Origin of the sequence: Natrialba taiwanensis DSM 12281 (assembly GCF_000337595.1) — an archaeon.
In the GTDB taxonomy this organism is placed as follows: domain Archaea; phylum Halobacteriota; class Halobacteria; order Halobacteriales; family Natrialbaceae; genus Natrialba; species Natrialba taiwanensis.
The window spans coordinates 116140-132588 of record NZ_AOIL01000070.1 but is presented as its reverse complement, the minus strand read 5'-3'; the positions used below and the strand labels follow the sequence as shown (position 1 = coordinate 132588).

At 62.0% G+C, this 16449-nt stretch carries 15 protein-coding genes; 9 read left to right on the top strand and 6 right to left on the bottom strand.

The window, feature by feature from the left end:
* Positions 1–305: 305 nt before the first annotated feature.
* Together C484_RS21425 and C484_RS21420 are read left to right on the top strand one after the other, a co-directional pair.
* A complete protein-coding gene (locus tag C484_RS21425; protein WP_006827956.1) occupies positions 306–998 on the top strand; it encodes a hypothetical protein in 693 nt (230 codons plus the stop codon).
* A gap of 123 nt (positions 999–1121) precedes the next feature.
* The gene (locus C484_RS21420) at positions 1122–3275 is read left to right on the top strand and encodes a thioredoxin domain-containing protein (protein ID WP_006827955.1); all 2154 of its coding nucleotides are present in this window, start codon (positions 1122–1124) and stop codon (positions 3273–3275) included.
* Between the two features lie 66 nt (positions 3276–3341).
* Here C484_RS21420 and C484_RS21415 read toward each other — a convergent pair whose 3' ends face one another.
* Both C484_RS21415 and C484_RS21410 read right to left on the bottom strand, forming a co-directional pair.
* On the bottom strand, positions 3342–3809 hold the full coding sequence (locus C484_RS21415; protein WP_006827954.1) for an SHOCT domain-containing protein: 468 nt from the start codon (positions 3807–3809) through the stop codon (positions 3342–3344).
* Between the two features lie 177 nt (positions 3810–3986).
* A complete protein-coding gene (locus C484_RS21410; RefSeq protein WP_006827953.1) occupies positions 3987–4355 on the bottom strand; it encodes a TlpA family protein disulfide reductase in 369 nt (122 codons plus the stop codon).
* 142 nt (positions 4356–4497) lie between these two features.
* Between C484_RS21410 and C484_RS21405 the strand changes: the two genes are divergently transcribed.
* The 3 genes from C484_RS21405 (at position 4498) to C484_RS21395 (ending at position 7413) form a co-directional block, all read left to right on the top strand.
* Positions 4498–5556 (top strand): Leu/Phe/Val dehydrogenase, encoded by a 1059-nt coding sequence (locus tag C484_RS21405; RefSeq protein WP_006827952.1) that lies wholly within the window; start codon positions 4498–4500, stop codon positions 5554–5556.
* Between the two features lie 104 nt (positions 5557–5660).
* On the top strand, positions 5661–6641 hold the full coding sequence (locus C484_RS21400) for a PLP-dependent cysteine synthase family protein (protein ID WP_006827951.1): 981 nt from the start codon (positions 5661–5663) through the stop codon (positions 6639–6641).
* Between the two features lie 70 nt (positions 6642–6711).
* The gene (locus C484_RS21395; protein ID WP_006827950.1) at positions 6712–7413 is read left to right on the top strand and encodes a hypothetical protein; all 702 of its coding nucleotides are present in this window, start codon (positions 6712–6714) and stop codon (positions 7411–7413) included.
* 84 nt (positions 7414–7497) lie between these two features.
* On the opposite strand, the gene C484_RS21390 is transcribed toward C484_RS21395, so the two are convergent.
* Together C484_RS21390 and allB are read right to left on the bottom strand one after the other, a co-directional pair.
* Positions 7498–8124 carry a DUF5804 family protein gene (locus tag C484_RS21390; RefSeq protein ID WP_006827949.1) on the bottom strand — a complete coding sequence of 209 codons (627 nt, stop codon included), beginning with the start codon at positions 8122–8124 and terminating at the stop codon, positions 7498–7500.
* 106 nt (positions 8125–8230) lie between these two features.
* Positions 8231–9607, bottom strand: coding sequence for an allantoinase AllB (gene allB / locus C484_RS21385; protein ID WP_006827948.1), 1377 nt, complete (start codon positions 9605–9607; stop codon positions 8231–8233).
* Between the two features lie 145 nt (positions 9608–9752).
* On the opposite strand from allB, the gene C484_RS21380 reads away from it, so the two are divergent.
* The 4 genes from C484_RS21380 (at position 9753) to C484_RS21365 (ending at position 14992) form a co-directional block, all read left to right on the top strand.
* Entirely contained in the window at positions 9753–10850 is a 1098-nt protein-coding gene (locus C484_RS21380; RefSeq protein ID WP_006827947.1) for an NAD-dependent epimerase/dehydratase family protein, read from the top strand.
* A 240-nt stretch (positions 10851–11090) separates the two neighbouring features.
* Positions 11091–11444 carry a hypothetical protein gene (locus tag C484_RS21375; RefSeq protein ID WP_006827946.1) on the top strand — a complete coding sequence of 118 codons (354 nt, stop codon included), beginning with the start codon at positions 11091–11093 and terminating at the stop codon, positions 11442–11444.
* 243 nt (positions 11445–11687) lie between these two features.
* Positions 11688–12281 carry a helix-turn-helix transcriptional regulator gene (locus C484_RS21370; protein ID WP_006827945.1) on the top strand — a complete coding sequence of 198 codons (594 nt, stop codon included), beginning with the start codon at positions 11688–11690 and terminating at the stop codon, positions 12279–12281.
* Between the two features lie 287 nt (positions 12282–12568).
* On the top strand, positions 12569–14992 hold the full coding sequence (locus tag C484_RS21365) for a DUF7282 domain-containing protein (RefSeq protein WP_006827944.1): 2424 nt from the start codon (positions 12569–12571) through the stop codon (positions 14990–14992).
* Between the two features lie 248 nt (positions 14993–15240).
* Here the strand turns inward: C484_RS21365 and C484_RS21360 are convergent, their stop codons facing one another.
* Positions 15241–15744 (bottom strand): DUF7344 domain-containing protein, encoded by a 504-nt coding sequence (locus tag C484_RS21360; protein ID WP_006664222.1) that lies wholly within the window; start codon positions 15742–15744, stop codon positions 15241–15243.
* A gap of 289 nt (positions 15745–16033) precedes the next feature.
* Positions 16034–16204 (bottom strand): DUF7563 family protein, encoded by a 171-nt coding sequence (locus tag C484_RS22640; protein ID WP_006827943.1) that lies wholly within the window; start codon positions 16202–16204, stop codon positions 16034–16036.
* Positions 16205–16449: the final 245 nt, after the last annotated feature.

Here is a 16449-nt window from a genome sequence, read left to right as displayed (position 1 = left end):
GAGCGTCGGGGTGGACGATCTCCGAGGGCAGGTTCGATTGAACGCCTTATCGGTATCTGATACGTTTTAACGGATCCAAACTCGGCCGGCCGAGCACCCCGGTGGATCGATAAAAAATCATTGTTGATAGCTCTCCCTTCGGTTTCCGAGGCCCGTGGAAATACGGACATATGGGGCATCAAACCGTCTGTTTCCGTCTGTTTCCCAAATACAGTCTATCTTAGACGGTGAAACAATGTCGTTCACTTATGCGAAAATTGGTTCAAGAACCGTTTGCCCCAGACACGGGGATTCAGGTGAGAGATATGACAGACGATGATAACGGACTATTCGACGATTCGAGACGATCGTTCATGAAAAAGGGCGCGCTCGCGACGACTGCAGTTGCCCTCGGTGCAGGTGCGACGGGAACTGCTGCGGCACAGGACGATGGCGGAGACGGAGGCATGGTCGTCGTGTTCGGTGAAGATTACTACCCTGGTGTTGAGTTCGAAGTCGCCTCGCAACTGGACCAGGGGACGAAAGACGACGTGTTCGAAACCGCCGGACTGAACGACGAGTTCGACACGCCGGACGATTGGGACCTCTATCTCATCAACACCGACATGGGCGGTTCTGCCCCGTCGCTTGGCTACCTCCTGACTGAGGATGCCGACCTCAGCGCCGGCGACAGCGAGACGATGGGCGAGGACGGCTCGTTCCGTAGCGGTGAGTTGAACCTGGTCGAGGCGAACCTCGGCGCGTCCGGCGACGGCGGCAACGGCGGCGACGACGGAAACGGCGGAGACGATGGAAACGGCGGAGACGATGGAAACGGTGGAGACGATGGAAACGGTGGCGACGATGGAAACGGCGGCGACGATCCCGGAGCCGGCGACGACGGAAACGGCGGAGCCGGTAACGGCGGGGCCGGTAACGGTAACGAAACCGGTGACGGCGGCGGAGCCGGTGGCGACGGCGGCAACGGCGGCGATGGCGGCGGTGGCGGCGGCAACTAACGCCAACACCACATATCCGACTCTGTTTTTTCCAGTGGCTATCGCGGACCCGACCGTAACGATCTAGAACCCGCATACCCGCGGTACGGCGGGCTTTTAGGACTGCCAGCCGTAGGCGAATCTATGGCTCACCCGACGCAGCGAAACCGGCTTGCGGACGAGGAGAGTCCCTATCTGCGCCAGCACGCGGACAACCCCGTCAACTGGCAACCCTGGGACGAACGGGCCCTCGAGACAGCTCGCGAGCACGACGTGCCGATCTTCCTCTCGATCGGCTACTCGGCGTGTCACTGGTGTCACGTCATGGCGGACGAGAGCTTCGCCGACGAGGCCGTCGCAGCGCAACTCAACGAGCACTTCGTTCCGATCAAGGTCGACCGCGAGGAGCGCCCCGATATCGACAGCATCTACATGACCGTCTGCCAGCTCGTCACCGGTCGCGGCGGCTGGCCCCTCTCGGCGTGGCTCACCCCCGAGGGCAAGCCCTTCTACGTCGGCACCTACTTCCCGAGGGAGGCAAAGCGAGGGCAGCCCGGTTTTCTCGAGATCCTCGAAAACGTGACGAACTCGTGGGAGAACGACCGCGAGGAAATCGAGACCCGTGCCGACCAGTGGACCGCAGCCGCCACGGACCGACTCGAGGAGACGCCGGATGCCGTCGGTGCGTCGCAGCCGCCGTCGAGCGACGTGCTCGAAGCGGCCGCAAACGCCTCTCTTCGGAGCGCGGACCGCGAGTTCGGCGGCTTCGGTTCCGACGGGCCGAAGTTCCCCCAGCCCTCGCGACTCCGCGTCCTCGCCCGCGCCGCGGACCGAACGGGGCGCGACGAGTTCAGCGATGTCCTCGTCGAGACGCTCGACGCGATGGCGGCGGGCGGGCTCTACGATCACGTCGGCGGCGGATTCCACCGCTACTGCGTCGACCGGGACTGGACGGTCCCTCACTTCGAGAAGATGCTGTACGATAACGCCGAGATTCCGCGGGCGTTCCTGCTCGGCTACCAGCAGACCGGCGACGAGCGCTACGCCGAGGTGGTCGCGGAGACCCTGGACTTCGTCGAGCGCGAACTGATGCACGAGGCAGGAGGCTTCTTCAGCACGCTCGACGCCCAGAGCGAAGCTCCCGAAACCGGCGAGCGTGAGGAGGGGGCGTTCTACGTCTGGACGCCGGACGACGTTCGCGATGTCCTTGCGGACGAGACCGACGCCGAACTGTTCTGCTCCCGATACGACATCACCGAGTCGGGCAATTTCGAGGGGACGAACCAACCGAACCGCGTCGCCTCGATCGACGAGCTGGCGGACCGGTTCGACCTGCCGACGGACGAGGTCGAAGAGCGGCTCGATTCGGCACGCGAGACGGCGTTCCAGGCGCGCGAACAGCGTCCACGACCGAACCGCGACGAGAAGGTGCTCGCGGGCTGGAACGGCCTGATGATCGCGACCTGCGCCGAAGCCGCGCTCGTGCTGGGCAAGGACGACTACGCTGAGATGGCCACCGACGCACTCGCGTTCGTCCGCGATCGACTCTGGGACGCCGACGAGAAGCGCCTCTCCCGGCGGTACAAGGACGACGACGTCGCCATCGACGGCTACCTCGAGGACTACGCCTTCCTCGCCCGGGGCGCACTCGGCTGCTACGAGGCGACCGGCGAGGTCGACCACCTCGCGTTCGCACTCGAACTCGCGCGCGTCATCGAAGCCGAGTTCTGGGACGAAGCGCAGGGGACGCTGTACTTCACGCCCGAAAGCGGCGAATCCCTCGTCACCCGCCCGCAGGAATTGGGCGACCAGTCGACGCCCTCTGCCGCGGGCGTCGCCGTCGAAACACTACTCGAACTCGACGGCTTCGCCGGTGAGACGGACGAGTTCGAACGGATAGCCACGACGGTGCTCGAAACGCACGCGAACCGCCTGGAGACGAACTCGCTCGAACACGCGACGCTCTGTCTCGCCGCCGATCGGCTCGAATCGGGCGCACTCGAGGTGACGATCGCCGCGGACGACCTCCCCGAGGAGTTCGTCGAGCCGTTCGCCTCGCGCTATCTTCCCGACCGCCTGTTCGCGCGGCGGCCGGCGACGGACGACGAACTCGCGGCGTGGCTCGACGAACTCGAGTTGATGGACGCGCCGGCGATCTGGGCCGGCCGAGAAGCACGTGACGGCAAGCCGACGCTGTACGTCTGTCGTGATCGGACGTGTTCGCCGCCGACGCACGATGTTGAGGAGGCACTTGAGTGGCTCGAGGACGGCAGGACGGAGACCGAAAGTCCGTTCTAGCGTCGACTCGTGTCGAGTCGGCGGTCGGTGTCATTGGGGGTTCGATGTTCGGTCCGGAACCCGTCGCTATCGGTCGACTTCTCGCTCCTTGCCATCATCTCCGTCTGTCTCGGCAAAATCCACTGACGCATCCTGTCCGGTCGAGTTCCCGGTCTCGACCGCTCTCGGTTCCCTCTCGCTACTGCCGTTCGATCCGCTGCGCTCGAACGCGTCGTCTGCCTCCAGCAGTCGACTGAGCCGATGTTCGAACTCGTCCTCGCTGAGTTCGCCGCTTGCATACCGGTGTTTGAGTTCGTCGAGTGCATCGCGCTCGCGCGTCGGCGCTTGCGTCTCGTGATCGCTACCGAGGGCCGCTGCAATCTCGTCGCCCCAGAACAGCAGTATCGGCGTGAGCAGAAACCAGCCGACGATGGCAATCGCGCCGGAGAGCAACCCGAATCCGGCAACCCCCGCGAGACTGATGAGCGCAAGCGTCACGATCGCGACCAGGAGCCAGAGCTCCTCCGCCACGAATCGCTGAAGCCGGCTCTCCATACCGTCCCTTCGTTCGCTAGACGCATATACACCCCTGAACGCGCACCCAAGAGGCGACGCAAAAGAACTCCAGCGGACTCCGTTTCGCTCGCACCGTCGGAGCGTCGGATGGGGCCGTTTCTCGCTCGTGTCCCGCCACCACCTTCCGGTGCGTATACCGACTCTATCGCCTATCGTCTATCGCTCGTCGTCGATCCGCTCGGCCAGCCAGATCGCCGGCGGCACGTCTTCTTCCTCGACGAAGCGAGTCACTTCGTCGCCGTCCTCGGTTTCGACGACGATCGTCGGAATGAACTCGATGCCGTACTCGTCGACGCCGGGGCCCTGCTTGTCCTCGTCGACGGCGATCTCGTCGATTCGGTCTTCGGGGACATCCGCCGCGTCGAGGGCAGCCCCGAAGTCCGGCAGGAGTCGGCGACAATCCTTACACCAGTCTCCGCCCCAGACCGTGTATACCAGATCATCGTGTGCTCCCAGGGTATCGACCGCGTCCTCGTAAGAGGCGGCGTCCCACGCGGGATTCGGCTGCATGGTTTCGAGACTCATACGCACGGATTGGATGCCGGGATGCTTAACGCCCATGTTTCCGACAGGCATTGCGGCTGCGGAGCGGGCGGACTTGACACGCGACAAATGTGACCCGCGCCGAGTCGGTGGTATTTTTACACCAAACACAAGCGTTATCAGTATGGTATTCGATTCGATCGCCGAGCCGGGCCACGAGCAGGTATCGTATTTTTCCGATCCGGAGACGGGATTGCAAGCCATCGTCGCGATTCACGATACCAGTCTCGGACCAAGCCTCGGCGGGACGCGCATCCGTGATTACGAGTCCGAAGACGCCGCACTGACGGACGTGCTTCGTCTCTCCGAGGCGATGACCTACAAAGCAGCCGCTGCCGATCTGCCGCTTGGCGGGGGGAAAGCGGTCATCGTCGGCGATCCGGCCGAGGTCAAAACCGAAGACGCGCTTGAAGCCTACGGCCGCGCCGTCGACTGTCTCGGCGGTCGGTATACCACCTCGGTCGACATCAACTCCGGAGCCGAAGAAATGGACATCGTCGCCCGCGAAACCGACCACGTCGTCGGCGGCAGCGACGGGCTGGGAAACCCCTCCGAAGTCACGGCCCACGGTGTTTTCTCCGGCATCCGCGCCTGTGCCGAGCACGTCTACGGCACCGATTCGCCGGGCGACCTCGACGTCGTCGTCCAGGGGCTGGGCAAGGTCGGCCATCTGCTCGCCGAAGAACTCCTCGAACACGGCGCGTCCGTGACGATTTCCGACGTGAACCGGGACGCTATCGACGAGTTCACCGCGGCCCACGACGTCGATGTCGTCGCGCCGGACGATATCTACGAGCAGCCCTGCGATGTCTTCGCTCCCTGTGCGGTCGGCGGCGTCGTCAACGACGAGACGATCGACCAACTCGAGTGCGACATCGTCGCCGGCTCCGCGAACAACGTCCTTGCGGAGCGGCGTCACGCCGACGAACTCGCCGCGCGGGATATCCTCTATGCGCCCGATTACGTGATCAACGCGGGCGGGCTGATCACCGTCGGCAAGGAACACCTCGGCGGCACCTACGACGAGGCCTACGCGGAGGCCGAAGCGATCGGTGACCGACTCGGCGAGATGATCGACCGCGCCGAAACCGACGACTGCACGGTCCTCGATGCGGCGGACGCCTACGCCCGAGAGCGCATCGACGCGTCCGAGACGGTGACGCCTGCGCTGCCGTCGAACTGACGCCCCGCAGACTGGACGGCGATCCTATCAGAACGTGAGTCACCACCGGCACGTCCTGCCTGTGTCCAGCACGGGTTTACGTCTCGACTCCATACCCTGGTCTAATGAAGGGAAGCATCCTGGACACCGTCGGCTCGCCGCTCGTCCAGGTCGACTCACCGGATGGGGCAACCGTCGCCGCAAAAGTCGAATCCTTTAATCCGGGAGGCTCGGCCAAGGACCGCCCGGCCCGCGAGATGATCCGTACGGCCGAACGCGAGGGCGCGATCGAACCCGGCGACTGGCTCGTCGAACCGACGAGCGGGAACACCGGCATCGGCCTCGCGCTCGTCGCCGCCGCCCGTGGCTACGACCTCACCATCGTCATGCCCGCCTCGAAATCCGAGGAACGCCGCCGCGTCATGGCCGCCTACGGCGCCGAACTCGAACTCGTCAACGGCGAGATGGAAGACGCCCGCGAACGCGCGGATGAACTCGCGGCGCAGGGCGCGGTTCAGCTCGGCCAGTTCGAGAACCCGGCCAACCCGAAGGCCCACTATCAGACGACCGGAGCCGAGATTCTAGAACAGGTCGGCGACCGCGAAATTGACGCGTTCGTCGCCGGCGTCGGCACCGGCGGCACGCTTTCGGGAACCGGTCGCCGGCTCCGCGAAGCGTTCCCCGAGATGGATATCATCGCCGTCGAGCCGGAACGGAACGCCGTCCTCTCGACCGGCGAGTCCGGCGAGGACGAGTTCCAGGGCATGGGGCCGGGATTCGTCAGCGACAACCTCGATCTGGACCTGGTCGACCGCGTCGAGACGGTCAGACTGGAAGACGCCGAGGACGAGTGTCGCCGCCTCGCCCGCGAAGAGGGCATTCTCGTCGGGCAGTCGAGCGGCGCGACGAGTCTGGTCGCGAACAGAATCGCCACCGAAATCGCCGACCCTGCCGGTGGGTGTCCGGAAATCCCGGACGCGTTCGATCGCCAGCAGCCGGCGACGCCGGAACCGGACGGCGGCACGGATATCGAGGACTGTCCGCTCGTCGTGACGGTCTTCTGGGACAGCGGCGAGCGGTATCTGTCGACCGGACTGTTCGGGTAACGCGTAGCCAAAATCGCTCTTTCACCTAGGGTAATCATCTTTATCCGGCCCGATGTAGGACGGCATAGCGATGTCACCACCCTCCAGACGGACGCTCCTCGGTAGCACCGCAGGACTACTCGCGCTCACAGCCGGTTGCGTCGCGAACAATAGCAACGATGACGACGATCCGGATCCCGGTGCCGGGCCCAACTCCGACGGGAACGGGAACGAAAACGGAAACGAGTCGGCAAACGGGAACGAGAGCGACGACACCGGAAATGGCGAGGACGAACTGACTACGGAAACCCATCAGTACCACCGACCGGATATCTCCGACAACCCCGAAATCGAGTATCTTCAGTCACGTGATGACGCCGACGGCTGGCTCGCTGACCACGATGTCGACGAGGACACCTCCGGATTCGTCGACGACACAGAGTTCGAGAACTCGAGGCTTGTCTCTATTGAGGCCGGTTCGCCGGACCTCTGTCATAAGCTGGTGGTCGAGTCTACTGAACTCGATGGTGAAAGGCTAGATATCGAGGCTGCAGTCAGCAACGAAGCACCGGACCAAGCCTGTGCCGAACAAGTAGGAACCGCTGGCGCACTCGTCCGCGCCACCTTCCCCGACGAGCCGGCGACGAAACTCTCGGTGACGGTCGTCGATGAAAATGGGGACGAACACAGCCCGAGTATGGCTTCGGGGAGCGGTAGTGCGAGTTCATCCACGTCTGTCATCGGATCAGATACTGCCTCGGAGGCGGAATCAGAGACAGAGACGGAGGAGTGAGTCTGTCGGTTCGTCTCCACTGATCCGTTCTCTTGCACATCCGAAACGCACGATTTTCGCGTTCGGAATCGATCACAACAGAGTTCAGGGCGAGTGTTCGGCTTCGGTGAGCCGAACGACGAGCGTCGAGTCGACATCCCTGAGGTCGTATTCGGGCAGCGTGTCGTCCGTTCGGCGGACGTAGAGCGGTTCGACGAGCCGCCGCGTTTGCGGTTGGCGGTGGGGTGATGACGTTTCATCGGTTGTGACAGCCGTTTCGGCTGCTTTGGCTGATTCGGCGGCTTCGGTTGTGGCGGTTCTCTCAGCGGTTTCAGTCATCTCCGTCCCCGACTCGTCCGCTTGCGCTTGCTCTGACGCCGACGCACCTGTCGGTTCGACCCGTTCGACGCCGTAGATCTTACAGAACTCGGCGGTTTCGTCCGGTTCGATCGCCCCGTTTCGCAGTTCCGTCGCGAGTTCACGCGAGAGCCATTCGTCTTCGCTCACGCTGGGGTCCTGGACGAGTGCTGCGTCGACGAAGCGAGTAAGATACCAGTCGAGATCGTTTAGCAGGGAGACGGCAGCGCCGACGCTGACGGTTCGCAGTGCGATCGTGTTTTCGAAGGGGCGTCGGAGATCGTAGGTTGTCAGAGCCTCGCGAGCGGTCTCGCGGGAGAGGAGTTCGTACTGGAGGGTACAGTCGTCAGTCCCGATGAGACAGACACGGGTCACTGTCAGACAGTGTGGTCGGTTCGGTAATGTCGGTTTCGGCTTTGCGATGCGGGCGGCACGCGCTGTCTTCGAGCGATGGCTTCGCGTACCGGAACCAGCGCCCGCACTAGTCGCCGTCGTCTACGTCAACTCGCGTCCCGTATCCGGATTCGCCGACCACGGTGCCGTCTTCGTAGACGAACTCGCCGCGGACGACCGTCGCGACCGCGTCGCCGGTGAACGTTTCGCCGACGAAGGGCGTGACGCAGTTCTTCGAATGGAGTTCGTCGCGGTCTTCGAGCGTCCACTCGCGGTCGGGGTCGACGATCGTAAAGTCCGCGTCCGTACCGACCTGTAACGATCCTTTCTGGGGATACATCCCCCAAACTTGCGCTGGACGGACCGCGTGGCGGTAGACCCACTCCTCGAGCGTGAGCCGTCCCTGATCGACGAAGGTGAGCAACGCGGGAATCTCGGTTTCGAGGCCGACGAAGCCGGAGATAGCGTCCCAGGTGTTGCCGAACGGATCGTCGACTTTCTTCTCTTCGGGGGTGTGCGGGGCGTGGTCCGTCGCGATACAGTCGATTGCGCCCTCGTCCATGCCGACCGCCCAGAGTCGGTCGCGCTCGTCGGCGTCCCGGATCGGCGGCTGGATGCGCGCGGGATTCCCGACGTCGCGCATGACGTCCTCGGTGAACCAGAGGTAGTGCGGCGTCGTCTCCGCGGTCACATCGACGCCGCGGTCCTTCCCGCGAGCGACGGCTTCGGCGGCCGACCCCGAGGAGACGTGGAACATGTGGACCTTCGTGCCGGTCTCCTCGGCGAAGGTGATCATCCGTTCGACGGCCTCTTGCTCGGCGATGACGGGCCGAGAGTGAGAGTGGTCGATTGGGTCGGTCTTGCCGTCCGCCTTGAACTGCGCCGTGTAGTGATCGATGATCTCGCCGTTTTCCTCGTGGAAGCCGAGTCGTTTGCCGGTCTCGCGGATGCGCTTCATCGCCTCCAGAATCTCGCCGTCGTTCGGCGGCGGCACGTCGCCGACGGTGGAGCCGAGGAAAATCTTGTAGCCGAGCGCGCCGGCCTCGTCCAGCGCCGAAATCCGGTCGAGGTTCTCCGAGGTGACGACGACGTAGCTCTGGAAATCGATGTGTGCCGAGGCCTCGCCGCGCTCGAATTTCAGTTCGAGGTGCTCGGGGCGGTCGATCACCGGGTCGGTGTTCGGCATTCCGACGACGGTCGTGACGCCGCCCGCGGCGGCCGCGCGCGTCGCGGACTCCCAGTCTTCCTTGTACTCAAGCCCGGGCTCGCGGTTGTGGATGTGACAGTCGACGATGCCGGGGACTAAGACCTTGCCCTCGCCGTCGACGACGCGATCGGCGTCGGGGAGCCGGTCGCTCCGGCCGACGGCGACGACGGTTCCGTCCTCGACGGCGACCCCCGAGTTCGGCGACCGCCCGGCGGGCGTGACGACGATGCAGTTTCGCACGACGAGGTCGACGCTCATAGGTGCCATAGCGTTGCCGAGGCGGGCGCATATAGCTTCTGTCTCTCCCGCTCGAGTTCGGATCGTCCTCGGCAGTGGCGTAGGCTCCGTGTACGGCGGCGGGAGGAGTGCTATACTAAACCGAGCGGCCGTCCTCGCGGGAGTAATGACCTCGCCAGCGATCCGCGACAGCACAGTCCTCGTAACCGGTGGTGCGGGGTTCATCGGGAGCCATCTCGTCGGTGCGTTGGCTCCGCACAACGAGGTTCGCGTGCTCGATAACTTCTCGACCGGCTCTCGGGAGTATCTTCCGCCCGTGTCAGCGTCGGTCTCAGGATCGACATCGACACCAACATCGACATCGGCCTCAGCATCGGAATCACCAGCAACGTCGACTGAAACGACGGATTCGACGACTGTCCACGACAACGTCACCGTGATCGACGGCGACATCAGCGACCCCATGGCACTCCAGCGAGCCGCTCGCGGCGTCGATCTGATCTTCCACCAGGCCGCTCTCGTCAGCGTCTCCCGAAGCGTCGACGCTCCAAGACGGAGCAATGAAACGAATCTCGACGCCAGTCTCCTCGTCTTGGAGCAGGCTCGCCAGGAAGACGCACGGGTCGTCGTCGCTTCGAGCGCCGCGGTCTACGGCCACCCCGATGAACTCCCGATCTCCGAAACCGCATCGACGGACCCGAACTCTCCCTACGGAATCCAGAAACTCGCTCTCGACCAGTACACCCGCCGCTACGCCGAACTCTACGACCTGCCTACCGTTGCGCTCCGCTACTTCAACGCCTACGGCCCGCGCCAGCAAGGCCCCTACAGCGGCGTCATCTCCACGTTTCTCGACCAGGCGCGGGCGGACGATCCGATCACCATCGACGGTGACGGCGAACAGACGCGGGACTTCGTCCACGTTTCCGACATCGTCCGGGCAAACCTGCAAGCGGCGACGACCGACGCCGTCGGCACCGCCTACAACATCGGCACCGGCGAACGCACGTCGATCCGCGACCTCGCTGAACTCGTTCGGGACGCGGTCGGCTCCACCGCCCAGATCGTCCACCGAGAACCCCGACCCGGCGACATCAGACACAGTGGCGCAGATATCACCAAGGCGCGCCGTGAACTCGAGTTCGAGGCGCAGGTGGGTCTCGAGTCGGGGATTCGGTCTCTCGTCCAGGAGACCGACCGGTCCACGACGAGTTCACAGCGGGCGGCGATGGCGACACAGCACGAGCAGTATTCACAGGAGTGAATTAGACATCGGGAGAGCGAAAAGAGCGTGTAATTGCAATCGAGACGAACTCGAAGGGGGAGTGACAAACCGACAACTGCTCCCCGATAACGCCTCGTCTTCGTTACGAAAGTACTGCGTAATTTCCCGGAAGAACCGGCGCGAACGCCGACGAACAGCGTATTGATAGACGGATTAATTATGCAGTCCAGTTCGTGTAGGTGAGTGATAACTATCGGTATGGGGGGACTCACTCAGTCTATGATCGAGAACCTCATCGTGTTCGTGGTTAGCCTGCTCATCGGCGCGCTCGGCATCTTCCTCGGTGCCAGGTTCGTCGTCGATACGGACGACTACACGTACGCGTTCATCACCGCGTTGATCGGAGCGGTCGTCTGGGCGGTCGTCGGGCTCTTCCTCGGCTGGATTCCGCTGCTCGGCCCGCTCCTGGTCTTCGTCGCGTACCTTGCTGTAATCAACGCCCGCTATCCTGGCGGCTGGGTTGATGCGATCGCGATCACGATCGTCGCCTGGATCTCGGTCCTGGTCATCCTGTACGTCCTCGCAGTCCTCGGCATCACCGGTTTCGAGGCCGCCGGTGTCCCGGGCATCTGATGGTGAGACGGGTGTCGGCTCCCACTGGCTTCCGCTCACGCATCGGCCTTCCAGCCGGATTATCGCTCACTGGTAAAATCGAATTACCAACGGCTACGGTATCCTTCGAAACCGGACGGAGACTGCTCCAGTATCGCGTCGGATTCCCGCACACACCACTTTCTGTGATATACTTAGCAAGTAATAACAATACATGACCCATAAAAAATACTTTGAAGGCGGGTGTCGACGGTTCAGAAACGAGTGAGCGAGTCTTCGTTCGTCGTCATCATGAGCATCCACTTCCCCACCACCGTCTCCGACGCGGGACTGCTTCGCTCGGCTAGCGACCACGCCGCAGTCGCTGAACGCGTCGGATTCGAGCCGACTTTTTCTGCGGTGCCACTTCAAACGAGCAGTGGTGCCCATCTCGCAGCACTCCTCGGATTACTCCTCTTGACTGCCCTGGGCACTATCCTCGTCGCTCGAGATCGGTTACAGAATCGCAGGGCCGACAGCTACGGTGACACCTCCGAACACGATTACGACCACGACAGCGAGCACGGACCCGGCTACAATCGTCGACACAAGCACAACCCCAACTACGACTCCCACCGCGACGAGTTCATGACCGACCAGGAACAGGTCCACAAACTCATCCGCGAGAACGGGGGGCGCATGAAACAGTCCCGTATCGTTGACTCGGTCGACTGGTCGAAAGCGAAGGTGAGCCGGCTGCTGGCTGAACTCGAGGAGGACGATCAGGTTACCAAGTTACGGCTGGGACGGGAGAATTTGGTCTGTTTGCCGGGGCACGAGCCGACGGCGTCGAAGTCGCCGGAGCAGTCGAACGAGTAGTGTATCGCACATCGCGTGTCGTGTGTTATGTTCCGTGTGTTATGTATCATCTGTCGCGAGTATGAGTAATGTGTGGCGAATCGGGGGCGCACACTGAAGGGCGACAACAAGTACGGCGAATGTCGAACGGCGACTGGTGTCGTTGTGGTTCTCAATCCGTCCTTTCTGCAGGCGACGGGATTGGCGTGTCTGGCGTCAGGAACGCGTAGTGTACAGTTTCCTGCCGAAATGGTTGTGGCAGTTTAAGCGCCACTCCAGCGATGAACGAGTGCCTTCAACGGCACACTATGAACGTACGCAAGAAGCTACTCGTACTGCTCATCACACTGATGATGATAACCTCGGGTGTTGCGATGGTCGCGGGGGCAACATCGGCGAGTGCTAGTGGGAACACGAGCGACCAGGCACACGAGGAGAGCAGTAACGAGGGAGAGACAGCAACCGAGACGACAGCGTCGGAGGCGGAGATGGACTCGGGGGCGACAGACGAGGCGGAAACCTCCGATGAGACAGGAACGAACGGCGATGCAGAAGCCGGCGATAATGGAAGTGATGACGGACCGGCACAGACGGCGACGGTGACCTTCGAAGACCAGACGACGGCGGGCGAGACGGTCGTCGTGGAGGAGGCAACGCTTCCTGACGGGGGCTTCGTGACGATTCACAACAGTAGTCTTCTCGTTGGAGAGGCTATCGAGAGCGTGATCGGTACGTCAGCATACCTCGAACCAGGGACGCACGAGAACATCGAGATTACGCTCGACGAGCCGCTTACTGAGGACGAAACGCTGGTCGCCATGCCGCACCTCGACACGAACGACAACCAGGAGTACGATTTCGTCGAGACTGACGGCCAAGAGGACGGCCCGTACGTCACCGATGCAGGCGACGCCGTCACTGCTGAGGCAGTTGTAACGGTCGAAGCGAACGGAACGGCCGACAACGGCGCTGCTGAGATGCCAGCTAACGACACCGAGTCGGCAGACGAGCAGCCGGCGGCTAACGAATCGGCGGACGATAAACCGGCAGACGAGCAGCCAGCAGATGAGCAACCAGCGGACGGCGAACCGGCAGACGATCAGCCAGCCGCTGATGCACCCGAAGACGAGCAGCCAGCGAACGACACGCCTGCAGCTGAGCAGCCGGCGGATGACGAACCGACGGATGACCAACCTGTCGACGATCAGCCAGCCGACACCGCCGCTGGCGATGGTGAACTCACCGTCACGATCAATCGGGCGACCCTTGTCGCACACGGCTTCGAGTGCAGCGACGACGACGCCATGTCCGACGAGAAACAGATCGAAGTGACGATCGAACAGCCAACGATCGCCCCACTCGGTCCAGGCGGAATGGAGTCGTCCATGGGCGACTATGCCGGTGACGGTGCGATGCAACCGAACGGTGAAAACGAAACGGCTGCGGACACTGAGACAGAGACTGACACTGACACCGAAACTACCACCGAGACCGAAACCGACACTGAAACTGACACTGGCACGGACACCGAGACGACTACCGAGACAGAGACTGACACTGAGACGGAAACAGACTCTGAGACAGAACCAGACACAGAAACAGAAACGGACTCCGTTAGCACGGCATCCATCGAGAACGCCACCATCTTCGTCCTACTCCACAGCGCAGACGACCTGCCGGCGGACGAGATGACCAACGGCAACCAGAGCGAGATCACGATCGAGCGTGCGACGATCTTCGTCCTCGTTCAGGGATTCGATTCAGCGGCTGACGAACAGCCCGACACCACCGAATCCGAGGACGAGATGGATGTCGACACCGACACCGAAACTGAAACTGAAACCACCACTGACACCGAAACCGACACTAACACCACCACCGACGACACCAACGACACTGAACTCGATGACGAAAACGGGGAGAACGACACGACTGCTCCCGTCGAAAACGAATCAGACGAAGCTGCCACGGAAGATACGTGCTGTGATGCTGGGGACGACGACGCAATGAACGAGACGGAGACCGAATCCCCAGAAACGGACGACGAGACCACTGAGACGGAGCCGTCGGAGGAGACGAACGACCAGAACGCCAGTGACGGTGCCGCTGACGATGAGCACGACGACGCAACCGATGAATCAGCGGTCGGAGATGCCGATGCCGGTGAACACGAGATAACGATCGAACAGGCGACCATCTTCGTCTTCGGTGCTGACGACAGTGCTGATACTGGGGTCGAGAACGGTACCGACACCGGTGAGGATGGCCACGAGACGGATACCGAGGCCGATTCGGCGGCGGCTGATACCAATGCTACTGACGATGGTATCGAAGACGACAACGGTGTCGCGGAGAACGACTCCACGACGACCGGAATCGAGGACTCGGACAATGCGAGTACCGAGACCGAAACCGAGACTGAGACCGAAACCGAAAACGGCGTCGAAGAGACGGATACCGAAGCGGACGACACAGACGACTACAACGATACCGAGACCAACGGCGATACTGACGAAGCGATGACTGACGATGCGGAAGAGACTGATGGCGATACCGACACCGACACTGGTACTGACACCGACACTAGTGACGACTCCGAGATTTCCGTTACGATCGAACAGGCAACGATCATCGTTGTCAGTATGCACGACTCGGGAATGGACGACATGACGACGAGTTCAGCAGCCGAGGAGTCGGGACCGAGCGCGAACGTGGCTGCGGCACTCGCGTAAGTCGGAAGTGCTGTCGGTCAGCCGATTTTTTCGTTCCGTGCGGATCAGGTGCTGTCGTGGGAGCGCGTGGTAGCGTTGTCTCTGTTGTGGCGAAAACGATAGTTGTGGCGAGTGAAATCGCCAGGAAGAGTGTTGTAAACGGTGGCTCTTGCGCATTTGAGTGCAGCGACCGTTGAGTGTCGCGGTCGGTGAGTGCGGCGTGAAAAGAGTCTCCCTGCTGGCGCGAGCGGTAGGTGAGTGGCGAGAGTTCAAGCGAAGAGTCGGTAGAGGCTGCTCCCGGCGATGGCGACCAGAATGAGAACGCTCCAGAGGACGGGATCGAGACTGGAAAGCAGCGGGAGGTCGAGTCCGGTGAGGACGATGAGGCCGAGACCGATGACGCAGGCGGCAAGGTGGAGTTGGAGAACTCGAGTGTGATCACCATCGTGGCCGTCGATATAGGTGATAACGTCCTCGAAGTTCGGACCCGGTTGGATTGTTTTGGTGTCCGAATCGTACTCGATGACTGCGTCTTCCTCGAGTTGAGGGAGATGCGTCTGTTGGAGGGAGACGTAGACGCTTTTGTAGAGGTTATTCGGTACTGATGTCGTTTCGGACTCGGTGGCGGCGATTTCGGTCGCGATGTCCGAGACATCGACCTGTCCGGATTGGTGTGCGAGTAGTTGGACGATTGCTCGTCGTCTGTCGTTGCCGAGAATGTGAAAGACCTCGCTTTCTGCGAGCGACTCGGGACGACTCCTCTGGACAGACATTGCTTATGTATCAGTCATTTGTCGTGTCTCGACGCACAGTCCATCATCGTCTCTCATGCACGTCCTCCACTTTGCTGACCACTGACTTTAACCTGCGGTATTAGTTGTTATATGAATACGGACGGAATCATCCGGCGGTGAACGCGGTCAGGATAGTACTGATGGCGGCACAACGCGATTACGATCCGATTTTCACACGGGTACCAATTCGATCAGTACCAGTCGTCTGCGATAAAAATTGTACGTCGTTCGACCGATTCCGGTCGTGTCTCGGCGAGCAGTCGTGGAGTCAGTCGGATTCGGTACCGGGGAGGTGGCCACCGGATTGCATCTCACGATATGTTGTACAGGCCGGACAGCCGTGGACGATGTCGCCGTTGTCGCCGAAGACGCGGGCGAACTGTTGGGTGACGTGTGTATCGCAGTTGCGACAGCGGGCACCTGCGGTCGACGATTCCATCGGTCGCCAGTTTTGGTGTGGAGAGTTCATGGTGGATGGTGGGTATGGGAGCGGTTTAGCGCATTCCAACCGAGGGGGGCAGATCCGAATAAAGGACTGCGACTGTTCACTCTCATCGGTGGATCTGCGCTGGAGAAATGCACGGTTTCCCGCCGAATAGCGGCTCTATCCGGACATCTCGGGCGTTCTGCTCAGAATTGATCCGAGTCGACTTCAATCCGAATTTGGATCGGTTGGACCGTGTT